The organism is Streptomyces sp. NPDC050548 (assembly GCF_044457385.1).
Classification (GTDB): domain Bacteria; phylum Actinomycetota; class Actinomycetes; order Streptomycetales; family Streptomycetaceae; genus Streptomyces.
In genome coordinates, this window is record NZ_JBITGV010000013.1 from 301,453 (window position 1) to 317,920 (window position 16,468).

Genomic DNA, 16,468 nt, shown 5'->3' on the forward strand with positions numbered 1-16,468 from the left:
GGCGCAGGGTCTACGACGATCAGTGCACGAGTCAAACACCAGCGCCCACCCCGCCCGTCTCACCCCGCCAACCCGGCCAACCCGGCCAACATCCGCCGGTCCCGAGGCGCCGCCTTCCGGTCGAGTCGCGCGTCCAGCAAGCGCCTTGCCGCATCGCAGCGCCCCGCGGACACCAGTGCGTACAGCAACGTCTCCTCCACGACCTCGCGTTGGGCCGCGCTGCCACCCACCTTGCGCAGTACCGGAAGCAGTGCGTCGAGGCCGTGGGCCGCGTCGTGGAAGCGGTGTTCGACGAGGGCGGCGAAGGCCTCGCAGAGCGGGGCGATGACCTCGCGCTGCACCGGGTCGGCCCCCGCCGCGTGGTCGCGGAGGCGGCGCAGTGCCGGGAGGTCACCGGCGGCGGTGAGGGCCACCGCTACGTGCAGCGCGGTGAACGCGGTCGCCGGCCGTTCCAGGACCTCGCGGGCCACGGAGTCCAGTACGTCCGAAGTCGGCAGCTCCCCCTGCCAGTTGCCGCTGAGCCGGGCCCGCCACAGCAGCGACCCCGAGTCCACCAGCGCGCGTACTCCGGTCACCCGCCCGGGCGCCAACTGGGCGAACCAGCGCCTGCGGACGGCGGCCGGGTCGTCCAACGCGAGTTCGTGCAGGGCGATGTGCCAGGAGAAGTGGGCCCGGTGGACCGCGCCCCGGCCCTGCCCCGACACCCAGCCGTCGAGCCAGTCCCGGCCCGCCTCGTGGGCGCCGGACTCGTAGTGGACGTGGGCCAGCGCGTGCACGGCGTGACCCGAGGCGGGCTCGACTCCCAGGGCGCGGTGGGCGAGTTCGCCCGCCTCGTGCAGTCGGCCCTGTTCCTGGCGCAGGAACGCCAGCAGCGAGGTGTGGAACCAGTGTCCGTCGTAGGCGGGGGACGTGCGCTCGGCGAGGCGGAGCGCGTAGTCGTCGTCCAGGTCGGTGACTCCGGAGAAGGCGATGGTGGGTACGGCGGCGGCGAGAGCGAGCGCGTCGGCGGGGTGGGTGTCGAGGTGCCGTATCAACGCGCGGTCCCCGTCGGCGGATTGGACCCGGCGGGTGATCACGTCCACGAAGGACCGCTCCCGCTCGTCGGCCCGCTCCTGGGCGCAGCGCTGGGCGTCGGCGAGGGCGCGGGGTACGTCGACGGCGGCCCCGCACTCGTGGCCGAGGAGGGCCAACGCCGCGTGGCCCAGGGCGAATCCGGGGTCCAGGGCGACCGCGCGGGCGAACGCGTCCTCGGCCCCGGCGCGCACCTTGAGGACCCGGTCGAGTCCGCGGCGGTAGGCGGTGGCGGCCTCGGCGTGGGTGGAGAGCGGGAGTCCGAGTCCGTCGACGGGTCTGCGGCGGGCGGTGCGGCGGGCCGGGGGTGCGAGCAGTTGCCGGGCCAGGGCGGCGGCCTGGACGCGGATCTCGGGGATCGCGGTGGTCTCCCACAGTTCGCCGCGCCGTGGGGCGCCGAGGGTGAACAGGGGCCGTGTGCAACGGCCTTGGGCGTCGAGGAGGCGTCCGTCGCGGGTGGCGACGCCCATGCCGAGCGGCCCCGGCACCGCCATTCCCGTCGCGAACAGGCTTCGCCACAGCGGGTCTTCGAGCCGTTGCCCAGGGCCGGTGCAGTCGACGACCCAACCGACGTGCAGCGTACGGCCGTTGGAGAGGGTGACCGCCAACCGTCCGCTGTCCTCGACGACTTCGGCGATCGTGCCGGTGTGCACCTGGAGGCGTCGTGCGGTGCGGGCGCGGGTGACGGATTCGGCGGTGGTGGGGGCCATGCGGTGCCGGTGGGTGTTCCAGATCGCGCTCTCGTGGGCGAGGAACTCCTCGCGTTCTTCCGGGGTGAGGCTGTGCCAGAGGCGTGCGGTGTGCGGGCGGAGGCTGTCGAGTGCGGGCCGCCAGTCGCCGTGGGTGCGGACGGAGCGGCTGACGTGCCGGTAGACGGTCCGGCGCAATCCGCTGAGGGTCAGGTCGCGCGGCCAGTTGGGTGCCTCCATCGGGCCGGCCGGTCCCAACGCGTGCGGCTGCGGCAGGAGTCCGCTGCGGGAGGCGGCGTGCACGGTGCGTTCGGGGCGGTCGAGGGTGAGGGCGAGGTCCACGGCGGTGAGGCCGGTGCCGACGAGAAGGACGTCGGCGGTGTCCTCGCGTACGGCGTCCAACGTGCCTGGTGTCCAGGGGGAGTTGACGAAACGAGGTGAGGTGCGCAGCGCGGGCGGGGCCCAGGCGGCGGTGGGGGCGGCGGGGCCGGTGGCGAGGACGGCGCTGTCCGTGGTGAGGAGTCCCCCGTCGGCGAGGTGGAGTTCCACCGGGCCTGTGGGAGTGCCGGTACAGCTCTCCGCGCGGGTGCGCAGGCGGCGTACGGAGACCGTGCCGTGGGAGCGGACGACGGCCTGGGCGAGGGTGTCGGCGAGGTAGGCGCCGTAGCGGTAGCGGGTGGCGAAGTCGGCGCTGCCGACGGTGGGTTCGCCGTGGCGGCACAGCCAGCGGGTGAAGTGGCCGGGGTCGTCGGGGTAGCAACTCATGCCCCCCGCGGGGACGTTGAGGCGGTGGCGCGGGTCGGGGGTCGCGTAGGCGGTGCCGCGGCCGGCCTCCGGGGCCGGGTCGACCAGCACCAGGTCGAGCGGGGTCCGGCGGCGGGTGGCGCTCTCGCAGAGTTGGACGGCGGTCAGGGTGCCTGCCGCGCCCGCTCCGACGATCGCCGTGGTGGGCCGCTTGCGGACTTCGGTCACGAATGCCTCCGGCGTGGTCTGCCGCGGAGCCGCCGAAGCGGAACTCCGCCTTCAGTTCCTTCCTCACTATTCCGACCGGGTTGGTGGGGAAGCCATGGCGGGACGGGGATCTCACCGGATACTCAGGGCACCGGCCGGTGCGTTCATACTCTGTTCACACTCACGGAGCCTCCGACAACCGTGGTTTCAGGCCTTCTTTCAGGTTCTCTTCAGAGGAATCTCAGGTTGGGGCCCTGGGATTCAAAGATTCAACCCAGGGAAGTGACGCAGGATGCAACGGCACTGGTGATCTCGTCGCGTACGGCCAGGGGGTGTGCGCGACATATGGAGGAAGGCCTGCCGTGGGCGTGTCGCACATATCCAACCGGTCCGAGAAGCCGTCGGAGAGGTGGTCCCGGCGTGGGATCCTCACCGTGCTCGGGGTGGTGCCGGCGGCCGTGCTGACCGGTTGCAGCGGCTCGGCGGGTGCCGCGGAGAGCGCCTCGTCCGGCGGTGCGTCGGCGACGGCTTCGGTGAAGGCCGCGAAGACGCCGACCGTCACGGTCTCGCCCGCCGACGGCGCGAAGAAGGCCGACTTCTCGGCGCCGGTCACGGTGACGGTGACCGACGGCACGTTCGCCACGGTGAAGGTGACCGGCAACGACGGCTCCACGCTCGCCGGGACCTTCAACGCGGCCAAGACGAAGTGGACTTCCACAAAGAACCCGTACTCGGGCACGAAGTACACGGTCGCCGCGCAGGCGCAGGGCGGCGCCGCGAAGACCGCGACCTTCACCACCAAGTCGCCCGGCGAGACCTTCGTCGGCTACTTCACCCCCGAGGCGAACTCCACCTCCGGCGTCGGCATGCCCGTGTCGATCAACTTCACGCACGCCGTGAAGGACCGCGCCGCCGTCCAGAAGGCGATCACGGTCACCGCCGAGCCCGCCGTCGAGGTCGTCGGCCACTGGTTCAGCGACACCCGCCTCGACTTCCGCCCCGAGACGTACTGGGCGGCCGGCACGAAGATCACGCTCAGCCTGCGGCTGAAGGACGTCGAGGGCCAGGACGGGATCTACGGCATCCAGTCCAAGGACGTCACGTTCAACATCGGGCGCGAGCAGATCAGTACGGTCGACCTGTCCAGCAAGGAGATGGTGGTCAAGCGGGACGGCAAGACCCTCGCCACCTACCCGGTCAGCGGCGGCAACGCCCAGCACACCACCTGGTCCGGAATCATGGTGATCAGCGAGCGGTTCAAGCAGACCCGCATGGAGTCCTCGACGGTCGGACTCGGCGACGAGTACGACATCTCCGACGTCCCGCACGCCCAGCGCCTGACCACCTCCGGCACCTTCGTGCACGGCAACTACTGGGCGTCCACCTCAGTGTTCGGCCACGAGAACACCAGCCACGGCTGCGTCGGCCTGCACGATGCCAAGGGCGCGAACAACACGTCGGTGGCGGGCTACAAGTTCTATGACAGCTCGATGCTCGGCGACGTCGTCATCGTGAAGAACTCCGGCGAGAAGACGGTCGCGGCCGACAACGGCCTCAACGGCTGGAACCTGTCCTGGACGGACTGGAAGGCGGGCAGCGCGGTCTAGGGCCCGCCGCGCCCGGGAGGCCGGTGGACCGGTGGACCGGCGGACCGGCGGACCGGTCCAGAAGGCCGGTCGCACGGGAGGCCGGTGGACCGGTCCACGAGGCCGGTGGACCGTGGGCCGGTCTCGGGGGCCGTCGCGTCCGCGAGGCCGGTCCGGGAAGCCGGTCGGGGGACCGGTCCAGGGGTCGCTCGGAAACCTCCTCTTTCACCCGCATTCATCGCCTTCATCACCTGAACTCCCGCACAGCGAAAAGACTTTCGCGGCTTCACCTCTTGACGGCCGGAGTGGCTGAGAGCACATTGACCGCGCACCCGCTGCGTGAGAGCGCTCTCAGACAGCAGGCGCGGCACCCGCACCCCCACTCCGTATCCGAGAGGCACCCATGAGTGAAACCTCCGGCACGCAGCGCAGACCCCGTCCCCTCCGGCGCGTTCTGATCGCCGCCCTCAGCACCCTCGGCCTGGCGATCGCCACCGCCACGGCCTTCACCCTGCCCGCGGACGCCTCCGCGCCCACGCCCCCCACAGGCTGGACGCAGGTCTTCCTGGACGACTTCAACGGCACCGCGGGCACCGGCGCCTCCACCACCAACTGGCAGTACGACACCGGGACTTCCTACCCGGGCGGCGCCGCCAACTGGGGCACCGGCGAGGTCGAGACGATGACCTCCTCCACCAACAACGTGGCGCTCGACGGCAACGGCAACCTCCTGATCACCCCGCGCCGCGACGCCTCCGGCAACTGGACCTCGGGCCGTATCGAGACCAACCGCACGGACTTCCAGCCGCCGCCCGGCGGGAAGCTGCGGGTCGAGGCCCGTATCCAGATGCCGAACGTCACGGGTTCGTCGGCGCTCGGCTACTGGCCCGCGTTCTGGATGCTGGGCGCGCCCTACCGGGGCAACTACCAGAACTGGCCCAGCGTGGGCGAGTTGGACATCATGGAGAACGTCCAGGGTCTCAACACCGACTGGGCGACGGTGCATTGCGGCACCAGCCCGGGCGGCCCCTGCAACGAGACGACCGGCATCGGCGGCAACACCGCCTGCACCGGCACCACTTGTCAGGCCGGCTTCCACACCTACGCCATGGAGTGGGACCGCTCCACCAGCCCCGAGCAGATCCGCTTCTACCTCGACGGCGTCAACTTCCACACGGTCAACGCCAGTCAGGTCGACGCGACCACCTGGGCCAACGCGACGAACCACGGCTTCTTCATCATCCTGAACGTGGCGATGGGCGGCGGCTTCCCGGCGGCGTACGGCGGCGGCCCCACCAGCGCCACCGACCCGAACCACCCGATGACGGTGGACTACGTCCAGGTGCTCCAGTCCACGGGTAGTGGGAGCGGTACCACGACCCCGCCGACCGGCAACCGGGACGCCTACAGCGCCATCCAGGCCGAGTCCTACGACAGCCAGTCCGGCACGGTCGCCGAGACGACGACGGACACCGGCGGCGGCCAGGACCTCGGCTCGATAGCCAACGGCGACTGGGCGCTCTACAAGGGCGTCAACTTCGGCTCCACGGCGGCCACCCAGTTCTACGGCCGGGTCGCGAGCGGCGCGGCGAGCGGGGTGAGCGGTCTGGTGCAGGTGCGCCTGGACAGTCCGACCGCGACCCCGATCGGCAGCTTCGCGCTGGCCAACACCGGGGGCTGGCAGTCGTGGAGGACGGTCCCGGCGAACATCAGCTCGGTCACCGGCACCCATGACGTCTATCTCACCTTCAGCAGCGGCCAGTCGGCGGACTTCGTGAACGTGAACTGGTTCGACTTCGGACACTGACAGCGACCCCCACGGGAAAGAGGGGCTTCACGCGTGCGTGCGTGGGGCCCCTGCCGCTGTGCGCTCCGGGTCGGGGCAAGATCACGACCAGCTTTCTCTCTACTGAGAGCCCCTGTCTTCCATCGCAGGTCAGCGCTCCGCTCCCGCGGACACGGCCGCCGGCGTGGGATGGACCGTAGTAGACCGGTCGGCTAGCTTCGATGGTGCGACGCGGATCGGGCGTCGGAGCCCTCTCCCCTTTTGAACCCGGAGCACAGCCATGAACGACAACGGACGTCAGGACGGCATTCACCCCTTCCCCGCCGGCATGAAGGCGCGCGAGATCGAGACCGACGGCGCCACGATCCACGTACGCGTCGGCGGACAGGGGCCGACGGTCGTCCTGCTGCACGGCTTCGGCACCACGGGCGACATGTGGGGCCACCTGACGAACGCACTCGCCGGGGACCGCACGGTCATCGCCCCCGACCTGCGCGGACTGGGCCTCTCCTCCAAACCCGAGGGCGGCTACGACAAGAAGACCCAGGCGGCCGACGTGTGGGGCGTCCTGGACGCCCTGGGCGTGGACTCGATCGAACTGGTGACCCACGACATCGGCATCATGGTCGGCTACGCCGTCGCCGCCACCCGTCCCGAGCGCGTCAGCCGCTGGGTGGCCATCGACGCACCCCTGCCCGGCATCGGCCCCTGGGACCGGATCACCCAGGACCCCATGATGTGGCACTTCGGCTTCGGCGGCCCCGACATGGAACGCCTGGTCGAGGGCCGCGAGCGCATCTACCTGGACCGCTTCTGGAACGAACTCTCCGTGGCCCCCGAGCGGTTCGACGAAGCCAAGCGCGAACACTACGCGGCGCTCTACGCACAGCCCGGCGCCATGCGGGCGAGCTTCGCCCAGTTCCTCGCGTTCGGTCAGGACGCGGCCGACAACCAGAAGTTCCTCGCCCAGGGCAAGCTCCGGATGCCGGTCCTGGCCTTCGGCGGCGAAGCCACCTTCGGCCCCGGCATCGGCGAGGTACTGCGATGCGTCGCCGACGACGTCGAAGACGCCGTCATCCCCGACTGCGGACACTGGATCACGGAAGAACAACCCCAGGCGACGACGGACCTGGTCGTCGACTTCCTGCAGCGGGCGCGCTGAGGCCCGCCGCTCACCACCTGTCAACTGTCCGACAACGGGGCCCACTTCGGGCCCGAGTACCCGGGGCCCGGCACGGATCGACGTGCCGGGCCCCGTCGTCAGTGCTCGTCCCTCACGCGCCACTCGGTCGCGGCCACCCGTGCGCCCCGACTGCCGCACCGCTCCCCTGCCGCCGCCCGTCCGCGCTCCCTCACCGCAGCTCCGCCCGGAACCCGGCCGGCGTCACATCCGTGTGCTGGTGGAAGAACTTGGAGAAGTTGGCCGCGTCGGGGAAGCCAACTGCCGCCCCTACACGGCCGATCGGCAGGTCCGTGTGGGCCAACAGCCGTTTCGCCTCCAGGACGACCCGCTTGTCGATGAAGCCCTTGGGGGTCTCACCGGTGGCAGCACGGACCGCGCGCACGAGGGTGCGGCGGGAGTAGCCGAGGGCGTCGGCGTAGGCGCTGACGCTGTGGTTGGTGGCGAAGCCCTTCTCGACGGCCTCACGGAAGAGCGTGAACGTCGTGTCGGCCTGCTGCCGGGCCGCCTCCGCCGAACTGGCCGCGAGATGCGCGAGCCGTAGCAGGAAGGCCGTCAGGGAGTGCCGTAGGACCGAGGTGTGGAGGCTCAGCGGGAGCGTCTCCGTGTCCTCGTACTCGCGTTGGAGCTGGCCCAGCGAGGCGCGGAGGGCGGCGAGGCGGGGCTCGTCGGGGTGCAGGAGGGGCGGGAGGTCGTAGCGGTAGAGGCCGGTGGCCTCGACCGTGGCGCGAGGGAGGAAGCCGGGCTGCATGGTCAGGACCGTTCCACGGTACTGATCCATGCGCGAGAAGCGGTGGACCTGGCCCGGACGGATCCACAGGACGTCGCCGGCGTTCGCCTCGTACTCGGCGAAGTCGATCATGTGGCGGACCGGGCCCTCGTCGAAGAGCATCACCACATGGAAGTCGATGCGGTGGACCCGGTGCAGGGGCGCGTCGGCGTGCCAGGCGCGTCCGGGGGTCATCGGGCCGACCTGCATGCCGACGCCGCAGACGCTCAGATCGACAGGGAAGGGAAACGTTCTGATCACGTCGCCGTCACCCGCGACGCCTTGGATGGTTCTGTCCGCCATGTCCTTCTCGTGCCGCCTCAGTACGGGTTCCGGTGTCCCACTTTCACCACAGGCTGGCACACCGACACCTTCCCTCGTAAAAGTCAGACTTTTAGATTTGAAGGCGTCCGAGCAGTTCTGCCGCTCTTACCGAGGACTTCTTGAAGATGAACGCGCACACACCTGACAGCTTCGAGTGGACCGATCTCGACCGTCGTGCCGTCGACACCGCCCGCGTTCTGGCCGCTGACGCGGTACAGAAGGTCGGCAACGGGCACCCCGGCACGGCGATGAGCCTGGCCCCCGCCGCGTACACGATCTTTCAGAAGGTGATGCGTCACGACCCCGCGGATCCCGAGTGGACCGGTCGTGACCGCTTCGTCCTCTCCCCCGGCCACACCTCGCTGACGCTGTACACACAGCTGTATCTCGCCGGGTACGAGCTGGAGCTGGACGACCTGAAGGCGTTCCGGACGCACGGCTCGAAGACGCCTGGCCACCCCGAGTACGGGCACACGGCCGGTGTGGAGACCACGACCGGACCGCTCGGACAGGGTGTCGCCAACGCCGTCGGCATGGCGATGGCCGCCCGCTACGAGCGCGGCCTGTTCGACCCCGAGGCCCCCGAGGGCGAGTCGCCCTTCGACCACACGATCTGGGCGATCGTCTCCGACGGCGACCTGGAGGAGGGCATCTCCGCCGAGGCCTCCTCCCTCGCCGGCCACCAGAAGCTCGGCAACCTCGTCTTCGTCTACGACGACAACCACATCTCCATCGAGGGCGACACCGCGACCGCCTTCTCCGAGGACGTGCTGAAGCGCTACGAGGCCTACGGCTGGCACACCCAGCGCATCGAGCCCGGCGCCGACGGCGACATCGACCCGCACGCGCTGTACACGGCGCTGAAGACGGCGCAGGCCGAGACCGCGCGCCCCTCGATCATCGCGATGCGCACGATCATCGCCTGGCCCGCCCCGAACGCCCAGAACACCGAGGCCGCCCACGGCTCCGCGCTCGGCGCCGACGAGGTCGCCGCCACCAAGCGCGTCCTCGGCTTCGACCCGGAGCAGTCCTTCGAGGTCGCCGACGAGGTCCTCGCGCACAGCCGCCGGGCCCTGGACCGGGGTGCCGAGGCGCACTCCGCGTGGGACAAGCAGCTCGACAAGTGGCGCGGCGCCCAGCCCGAGCGCGCGAAGCTCTTCGACCGGATCGTCGCCGGTCAGCTCCCCGAGGGCTGGGAGGACGCCCTGCCGGTGTTCGAGGAGGGCTCCTCCGTCGCCACCCGGGCCGCGTCCGGCAAGGTCCTCCAGTCGCTTGGAACGGTCCTGCCCGAGCTGTGGGGCGGCTCCGCCGACCTGGCCGGCTCGAACAACACCACCATCGACAAGACCTCGTCCTTCCTCCCGAAGGGCAACCCGCTCCCGGAGGCCGACCCGTACGGCCGTACGATCCACTTCGGAATCCGCGAGCACTCCATGGCGGCCGAGATGAACGGCATCGCCCTGCACGGCAACACCCGCGTCTACGGCGGCACCTTCCTGGTGTTCTCCGACTACATGCGCAACGCCGTCCGCCTCTCCGCGCTGATGCAGCTCCCGGTGACGTACGTCTGGACCCACGACTCCATCGGCCTCGGCGAGGACGGCCCCACCCACCAGCCGGTCGAGCACCTCGCCTCGCTGCGCGCCATCCCCGGCCTGAACATCGTCCGCCCGGCCGACGCCAACGAGACGGCGATCGCCTGGGCCGAGATCCTCAAGCGGCACGCCACGAAGCCCGCCCCGCACGGTCTCGCCCTGACCCGTCAGGGTGTGCCGACGTACGCGCCCAACTCCGATGCGGCGCGCGGCGGTTACGTCCTCAAGGACTCCTCCACCGAGACCCCCGACGTCGTGCTGATCGCGACCGGCTCCGAGGTCCACCTCGCCGTCGAGGCACGCGAGCAGCTGGAAGCCGAGGGCGTGGGCACCCGGGTGGTGTCGATGCCGTCCGTGGAGTGGTTCGAGGAGCAGTCGCGCGAGTACCGCGACAGTGTCCTTCCGCCGTCCGTGAAGGCCCGCGTTGCGGTCGAGGCCGGGATCGGTCTCACGTGGTACCGGTTCGTGGGTGACGCAGGACGCATCGTCTCCCTCGAACACTTCGGCGCCTCCGCCGATGCAAAGACCCTGTTCGCCGAGTTCGGTTTCACGGCCGAGAACGTCGCCGCAGCCGCCAGGGAATCCCTCGCCGCCGCGCGCGGTTGATCCGATCGCCAGAAAGAAGATGATCACAGTGACCGAAGTGACCGCCACCGCGGGAACACTCAAGCGCCTCTCCGACGAGGGCGTCTCCATCTGGCTGGACGACCTGTCGCGCAAGCGGATCGAGTCCGGCAACCTCGCCGAACTCATCGACACCAAGAACGTCGTCGGCGTCACCACCAACCCGTCCATCTTCCAGGCCGCCATCGGCTCGGGAGAGGGTTACGAGGAGCAGCTCGCCGACCTCGCCGTACGCAAGGTGACGGTCGAAGAGGCCGTACGGATGATGACCACGGCCGACGTCCGCGCCGCGGCCGACATCCTGCGCCCGGTCCACGAGGCGACCGGCGGCCGGGACGGCCGGGTCTCCATCGAGGTCGACCCGCGTCTCGCCCACCACACGGCGGCGACCATCGCCGAGGCCAAGCAGCTGTCCTGGCTGGTGGACCGTTCCAACGTGATGATCAAGATCCCGGCGACGAAGGCCGGTCTCCCGGCCATCACCGAGGTCATCGGCGCGGGCATCAGCGTCAACGTCACGCTGATCTTCTCCCTGGAGCGCTACCGCGAGGTCATGGACGCCTACCTCGCCGGCCTGGAGAAGGCGCAGGCCGCGGGCATCGATCTGGCGACCATCCACTCCGTCGCCTCCTTCTTCGTCTCCCGCGTCGACTCCGAGATCGACAAGCGCCTCACCGCGCTGGCCACGGACGAGGCCCTCGCCCTCAAGGGAAAGGCGGCACTCGCCAACGCGCGGCTCGCGTACGAGGCCTACGAAGAGGTCTTCTCCGGCGACCGTTGGACCGTTCTCGCGGGCGCCAGGGCCAACAAGCAGCGCCCCCTGTGGGCCTCGACCGGTGTGAAGGACCCGTCCTACAAGGACACCCTCTACGTCGACGAACTGGTCGCGCCCGGCACGGTCAACACCATGCCCGAGGCCACGCTGAACGCCACCGCCGACCACGGTGACATCCACGGCGACACGGTGACCGGCGGCTATGCGCAGGCGCGCGCCGACCTGGACGCCGTAGAGCGTCTGGGGATCTCGTACGACGTGGTCGTCAAGCAGTTGGAGGACGAGGGCGTCGCCAAGTTCGAGGTGGCCTGGCAGGACCTGCTGGCTGCCGTCGCGAAGTCGCTGAGCGGGAAGGGGGTCGACGGGGAATGAGTGCGGACCTTCCCAAAACGACAACGGCCGTGCAGGCGCTCGGCGTTGAGGACATCACGGATATCGCGGACGCCCTGGCCGTCGGCTGGGACAACCCGCTGCGGGACGCGCGTGACCGCCGGCTGCCGCGGATCGCGGGTCCGTCCGGGCTTGTGATCTTCGGGGTCACCGGTGACCTGTCCCGCAAGAAGCTGATGCCGGCCGTCTACGACCTGGCCAACCGGGGCATGCTGCCGCCGGGCTTCTCCCTCGTCGGGTTCGCCCGGCGGGACTGGGAGGACCAGGACTTCGCGCAGGTGGTGCACGACTCGGTGCGCGAGCACTCCCGTACGGAGTTCCGCGAGGAGGTCTGGCAGCAGCTTGCCGAGGGCATGCGGTTCATCCCGGGCGACTTCGACGACGACACCGCGTTCAAGCAACTGCGCGCGGCCGTCGACGAGTTGGACACCTCGCGCGGTACCAGTGGCAACTACGCCTTCTATCTCTCCGTACCGCCGAAGTTCTTCCCGAAGGTCGTCAAGCAGCTCAAGAAGCACGGTCTGGCGGACGCCCCGGAGGGGGCATGGCGGCGCGCGGTCATCGAGAAGCCGTTCGGGCGCGACCTGAAGAGCGCGCGTGAGCTGAACAAGATCGTGCACGAGGTGTTCGAACCGGACCAGGTGTTCCGGATCGACCACTACCTCGGCAAGGAGACCGTCCAGAACATCCTGGCGCTGCGCTTCGCCAACCAGATGTACGAGCCGATCTGGAACCGGTCCTATGTCGACCACATCCAGATCACGATGGCCGAGGACATCGGCATCGGCGGCCGGGCCGGCTACTACGACGGCATCGGTTCGGCGCGTGACGTCATTCAGAACCACCTGCTCCAGCTGATGGCGCTGACCGCCATGGAGGAGCCGATCGCCTTCGACGAGGAGGCGCTGCTCACCGAGAAGCTGAAGGTGCTCAAGTCGGTGCGGCTACCCAAGGAGTTGGGCGAGCACACGGTGTTCGGGCAGTACGCGGAGGGCTGGCAGGGCGGCGAGAAGGTCGTCGGCTACCTCCAGGAGGACGGCATCGACCCGCAGTCGAAGACCGACACCTACGCGGCCGTCAAGCTGGAGGTGGACAACCGCCGCTGGGCGGGCATCCCCTTCTATCTGCGCACCGGCAAGCGCCTCGGGCGACGGGTCACGGAGATCGCGGTCGTCTTCAAGCGGGCCCCGCACTCCCCCTTCGACTCCAACGCCACCGAGGAACTCGGCCAGAACGCGATCGTCATCCGCGTCCAGCCCGACGAGGGCATGACGGTCCGGTTCGGTTCGAAGGTGCCGGGCACCTCGATGGAGATCCGGGACGTGTCCATGGACTTCGCCTACGGCGAGTCGTTCACGGAGTCGAGCCCGGAGGCGTACGAGCGGCTCATCCTGGATGTGCTGCTCGGCGATGCCAACCTGTTCCCGCGCCACCAGGAAGTGGAAGAGTCCTGGAAGATCCTCGACCCGATCGAGGAGTACTGGGCACAGAACGGCAGGCCCGCGCAGTACTCCTCGGGCAGTTGGGGGCCCCAGGAGGCGGACGAGATGCTCGCACGAGACGGACGGAGCTGGCGCAGGCCATGAAGATCGACCTGAGCGACACCACGGCAAGCAAGATCAACAAGGCGCTGGTGCAGGGTCGCCGCGACCTCGGCACCCCTGCCGTGGGCATGGTCCTGACGATGGTCATCGTCACGGACGAGGAGAACGCCTACGACGCGATCAAGGCGGCCGAGGAGGCCTCGCACGAGCACCCCTCGCGCACCCTGGTCGTCATCAAGCGGCAGGCCCGCACCCCGCGGGACCGCACCAACTCGCACCTCGACGCCGAGGTCAGGGTGGGCGCCGACGCCGGCACCGGCGAGACGGTCGTGCTGCGGACCTACGGCGAGGTGTCCGACCACGCCGACTCCGTGGTGCTGCCGCTGCTGCTGCCGGACGCGCCCGTCGTCGTGTGGTGGCCGGGAGACGCACCCGAGGTTCCGGCGAAGGACCCGCTGGGTGCCCTCGCGCAGCGCCGGATCACCGACCTGTACGCGGCGACGAACCCGCTCGAAGCGCTGGACGCCCGCGCCCGCGCCTACGCGCCCGGCGACACCGACCTCGCCTGGACCCGGCTCACCCCGTGGCGCTCGATGCTGGCGGCGGCTTTGGACCAGTCCAAGTCGAAGATCACCTCGGGTGCCGTGGAGAGCGAGGCCGACAACCCGGCCGCCGAACTGCTGGCCCGCTGGCTGGAGGCCCGCCTCAAGGTGACGATCGACCGCGTGGTCACCGACGGGCCGGTCATCACGGCCGTCCGCCTGGGCACCGGCGCCGGCGACATCGTCATCGACCGCCCCGACGGCCCCCTCGCGACGCTGTCCCTGCCCGGGCAGCCTTCCCGCACCCTCGCGCTGAAGGTCCGCACCACCTCCGAACTCATCGCCGAGGAACTGCGGCGCCTCGACGCCGACGAGATGTACGCCATCGCCCTCCGGGCCGAGGGCACCAAGGAGATCCCTTCTCATGTCTGACTCCCCCAAGCCCGTGCGACGGCCCGAGTGGACCGCTCTTGAGAACCACCGCGCGGCTCAACTGCACCCGCAGTTGCGCGAGTTGTTCGCGGCGGACCCGGAGCGCGCGGAGCGGTACGTGGTCACCGTCGGCGACCTGCGCATCGACTACTCCAAGCACCTGATCACGGACGAGACCCTCGCCCTCCTCCAGGAACTCGCCACCGCCACCGGTGTGTTCGGCCTGCGGGACGCCATGTTCCGCGGCGAGAAGATCAACGTCACGGAGGACCGCGCGGTCCTGCACACCGCGCTGCGCGCCCCGCGTGACGCGGTGATCGAGGTCGACGGCGAGAACGTGGTGCCCGCCGTGCACGCGGTCCTCGACAAGATGGCGAACTTCGCCGAACGCGTCCGCTCCGGTGAGTGGACCGGCCACACCGGCCGTCGTATCCGCAATGTCGTCAACATCGGCATCGGCGGCTCGGACCTGGGTCCGGCGATGGCGTACGAAGCCCTCCGCGCCTTCACCGACCGCGAGTTGACCGTCCGCTTCGTGTCGAACGTCGACGGCGCCGACCTGCACGAGGCGACCCGCGACCTCGACCCGGCCGAGACGCTGTTCATCGTCGCGTCGAAGACCTTCACCACGATCGAGACGATCACCAACGCGACGTCCGCCAGGACATGGCTCCTTGAGGGTCTCGGCGGTGACGACAAGGCCGTCGCCAAGCACTTCGTGGCGCTGTCGACCAACGCCGGGAAGGTGTCGGACTTCGGCATCGACACGGACAACATGTTCGAGTTCTGGGACTGGGTCGGCGGACGCTACTCCTACGACTCCGCCATCGGGCTCTCCCTGATGATCGCCATCGGCCCGGACCGCTTCCGGGAGATGCTCGACGGTTTCCACCTCGTCGACGAGCACTTCCGCACCGCGCCCGCCGAGTCCAACGCACCGCTTCTCCTTGGCCTGTTGGGCGTCTGGTACGGCAACTTCCACGACGCCCAGTCGCACGCCGTGCTGCCGTACTCGCACTACCTCTCCAAGTTCACGGCCTACTTGCAGCAACTGGACATGGAGTCCAACGGCAAGTCGGTGGACCGGGACGGAAATCCGGTGGAGTGGCAGACGGGCCCGGTGGTGTGGGGCACGCCGGGTACGAACGGGCAGCACGCCTACTACCAACTCATCCACCAGGGCACGAAGTTGATCCCGGCCGACTTCATCGGCTTCGTCAACCCGGTCGCCGAGCTGAGCGATGGACTGAAGGCGCAGCACGACCTGCTGATGGCCAACTTCTTCGCGCAGACACAGGCGTTGGCGTTCGGCAAGACGCCCGACGAGGTGCGCGCGGAGGGTGTGGCGGAGGAACTGGTCCCGCACAAGACGTTCAAGGGCAACCACCCCACGACCACCATCCTGGCCCGTGAGCTGACCCCCTCCGTGCTCGGCCAGCTCATCGCGCTCTACGAGCACAAGGTGTTCGTGCAGGGCGCGGTCTGGAACATCGACTCCTTCGACCAGTGGGGCGTCGAGCTGGGCAAGGTCCTCGCCAAGCGCGTCGAACCCGCCCTCACCGAAGGCGCCGACGTACCCGGGCTGGACTCCTCCACCGCCGCGCTCGTGGCGACGTACCGGACTCTCCGTAATTCGCGGGACTCCCAGGATTCTCAGGAAGTGAAGCTGACATGACAGCGATGCAATTGGGCCTGATCGGCCTCGGCAAGATGGGCGGCAACATGCGCGAGCGCATCCGCCGCGCGGGCCACACCGTCATCGGATACGACCGCAACCCCGAGATCTCCGACGTGAGCGACCTGGCCGAACTGGTCGCCAAGCTCGAAGCGCCGCGCACCGTATGGGTGATGGTCCCGGCCGGCGCCCCGACCCAGTCGGTCGTCGACGAGCTGGGCGAACTGCTCCAGCCCGGCGACACGGTGGTCGACGGCGGCAACTCCCGTTGGACGGACGACGAGAAGCACGCGGAGGAGCTGGGTGCCAAGGGCATCGGCTTCGTGGACGCGGGCGTCTCCGGCGGGGTGTGGGGCCTGACGAACGGCTACGCGCTGATGGTCGGCGGCGACCCCGAGAACATCGCCAAGGTCCAGCCCGTCTTCGACGCGCTCAAGCCCGAGGGCGAGTTCGGGTTCGTGCACGCGGGCAAGGTCGGCGCCGGGCACTTCTCCAAGATGGTCCACAACGGCATCGAGTACGCCATGATGCAGGC

The 16,468-nt window shown here is 69.7% G+C and carries 11 protein-coding genes; 9 read left to right on the forward strand and 2 right to left on the reverse strand.

The window, feature by feature from the left end; genetic code table 11:
* Positions 1 to 59 precede the first annotated feature (59 nt).
* Complete coding sequence (locus tag ACIBJH_RS32410) at positions 60 to 2,732, reverse strand: FAD/NAD(P)-binding protein (protein ID WP_399120459.1); 2,673 nt, start codon at positions 2,730 to 2,732, stop codon at positions 60 to 62.
* 341 nt (positions 2,733 to 3,073) lie between these two features.
* On the opposite strand from ACIBJH_RS32410, the gene ACIBJH_RS32415 reads away from it, so the two are divergent.
* From ACIBJH_RS32415 to ACIBJH_RS32425, 3 genes are all read left to right on the forward strand, one after another.
* A complete protein-coding gene (locus tag ACIBJH_RS32415) occupies positions 3,074 to 4,318 on the forward strand; it encodes an Ig-like domain-containing protein (RefSeq protein WP_399120460.1) in 1,245 nt (414 codons plus the stop codon).
* A gap of 382 nt (positions 4,319 to 4,700) precedes the next feature.
* Positions 4,701 to 6,104 (forward strand): glycoside hydrolase family 16 protein, encoded by a 1,404-nt coding sequence (locus tag ACIBJH_RS32420; protein ID WP_399120461.1) that lies wholly within the window; start codon positions 4,701 to 4,703, stop codon positions 6,102 to 6,104.
* Positions 6,105 to 6,363: 259 nt separating this feature from the next.
* Positions 6,364 to 7,245, forward strand: coding sequence for an alpha/beta fold hydrolase (locus tag ACIBJH_RS32425; RefSeq protein ID WP_399120462.1), 882 nt, complete (start codon positions 6,364 to 6,366; stop codon positions 7,243 to 7,245).
* A 190-nt stretch (positions 7,246 to 7,435) separates the two neighbouring features.
* Here the strand turns inward: ACIBJH_RS32425 and ACIBJH_RS32430 are convergent, their stop codons facing one another.
* Complete coding sequence (locus tag ACIBJH_RS32430; RefSeq protein ID WP_399120463.1) at positions 7,436 to 8,335, reverse strand: helix-turn-helix domain-containing protein; 900 nt, start codon at positions 8,333 to 8,335, stop codon at positions 7,436 to 7,438.
* 146 nt (positions 8,336 to 8,481) lie between these two features.
* Here ACIBJH_RS32430 and tkt point away from each other — a divergent pair, with 146 nt between their 5' ends.
* The 6 genes from tkt to ACIBJH_RS32460 all read left to right on the forward strand — a co-directional run.
* A complete protein-coding gene (gene tkt, locus ACIBJH_RS32435) occupies positions 8,482 to 10,557 on the forward strand; it encodes a transketolase (RefSeq protein WP_399120464.1) in 2,076 nt (691 codons plus the stop codon).
* A gap of 19 nt (positions 10,558 to 10,576) precedes the next feature.
* Positions 10,577 to 11,722 (forward strand): transaldolase, encoded by a 1,146-nt coding sequence (gene tal / locus ACIBJH_RS32440; protein ID WP_399120465.1) that lies wholly within the window; start codon positions 10,577 to 10,579, stop codon positions 11,720 to 11,722.
* Positions 11,719 to 13,326, forward strand: coding sequence for a glucose-6-phosphate dehydrogenase (zwf, locus tag ACIBJH_RS32445; protein WP_399120466.1), 1,608 nt, complete (start codon positions 11,719 to 11,721; stop codon positions 13,324 to 13,326). Before tal ends, zwf begins: the two co-directional genes overlap by 4 nt.
* On the forward strand, positions 13,323 to 14,258 hold the full coding sequence (opcA, locus tag ACIBJH_RS32450) for a glucose-6-phosphate dehydrogenase assembly protein OpcA (protein WP_399120468.1): 936 nt from the start codon (positions 13,323 to 13,325) through the stop codon (positions 14,256 to 14,258). The genes zwf and opcA overlap by 4 nt, the downstream gene beginning before the upstream one ends.
* Positions 14,251 to 15,933, forward strand: coding sequence for a glucose-6-phosphate isomerase (gene pgi / locus ACIBJH_RS32455; RefSeq protein ID WP_399120469.1), 1,683 nt, complete (start codon positions 14,251 to 14,253; stop codon positions 15,931 to 15,933). Before opcA ends, pgi begins: the two co-directional genes overlap by 8 nt.
* 5 nt (positions 15,934 to 15,938) lie before the next feature.
* The coding region (locus ACIBJH_RS32460) for an NAD(P)-binding domain-containing protein (protein WP_399120479.1) at positions 15,939 to 16,468 on the forward strand (530 nt) is incomplete at its 3' end.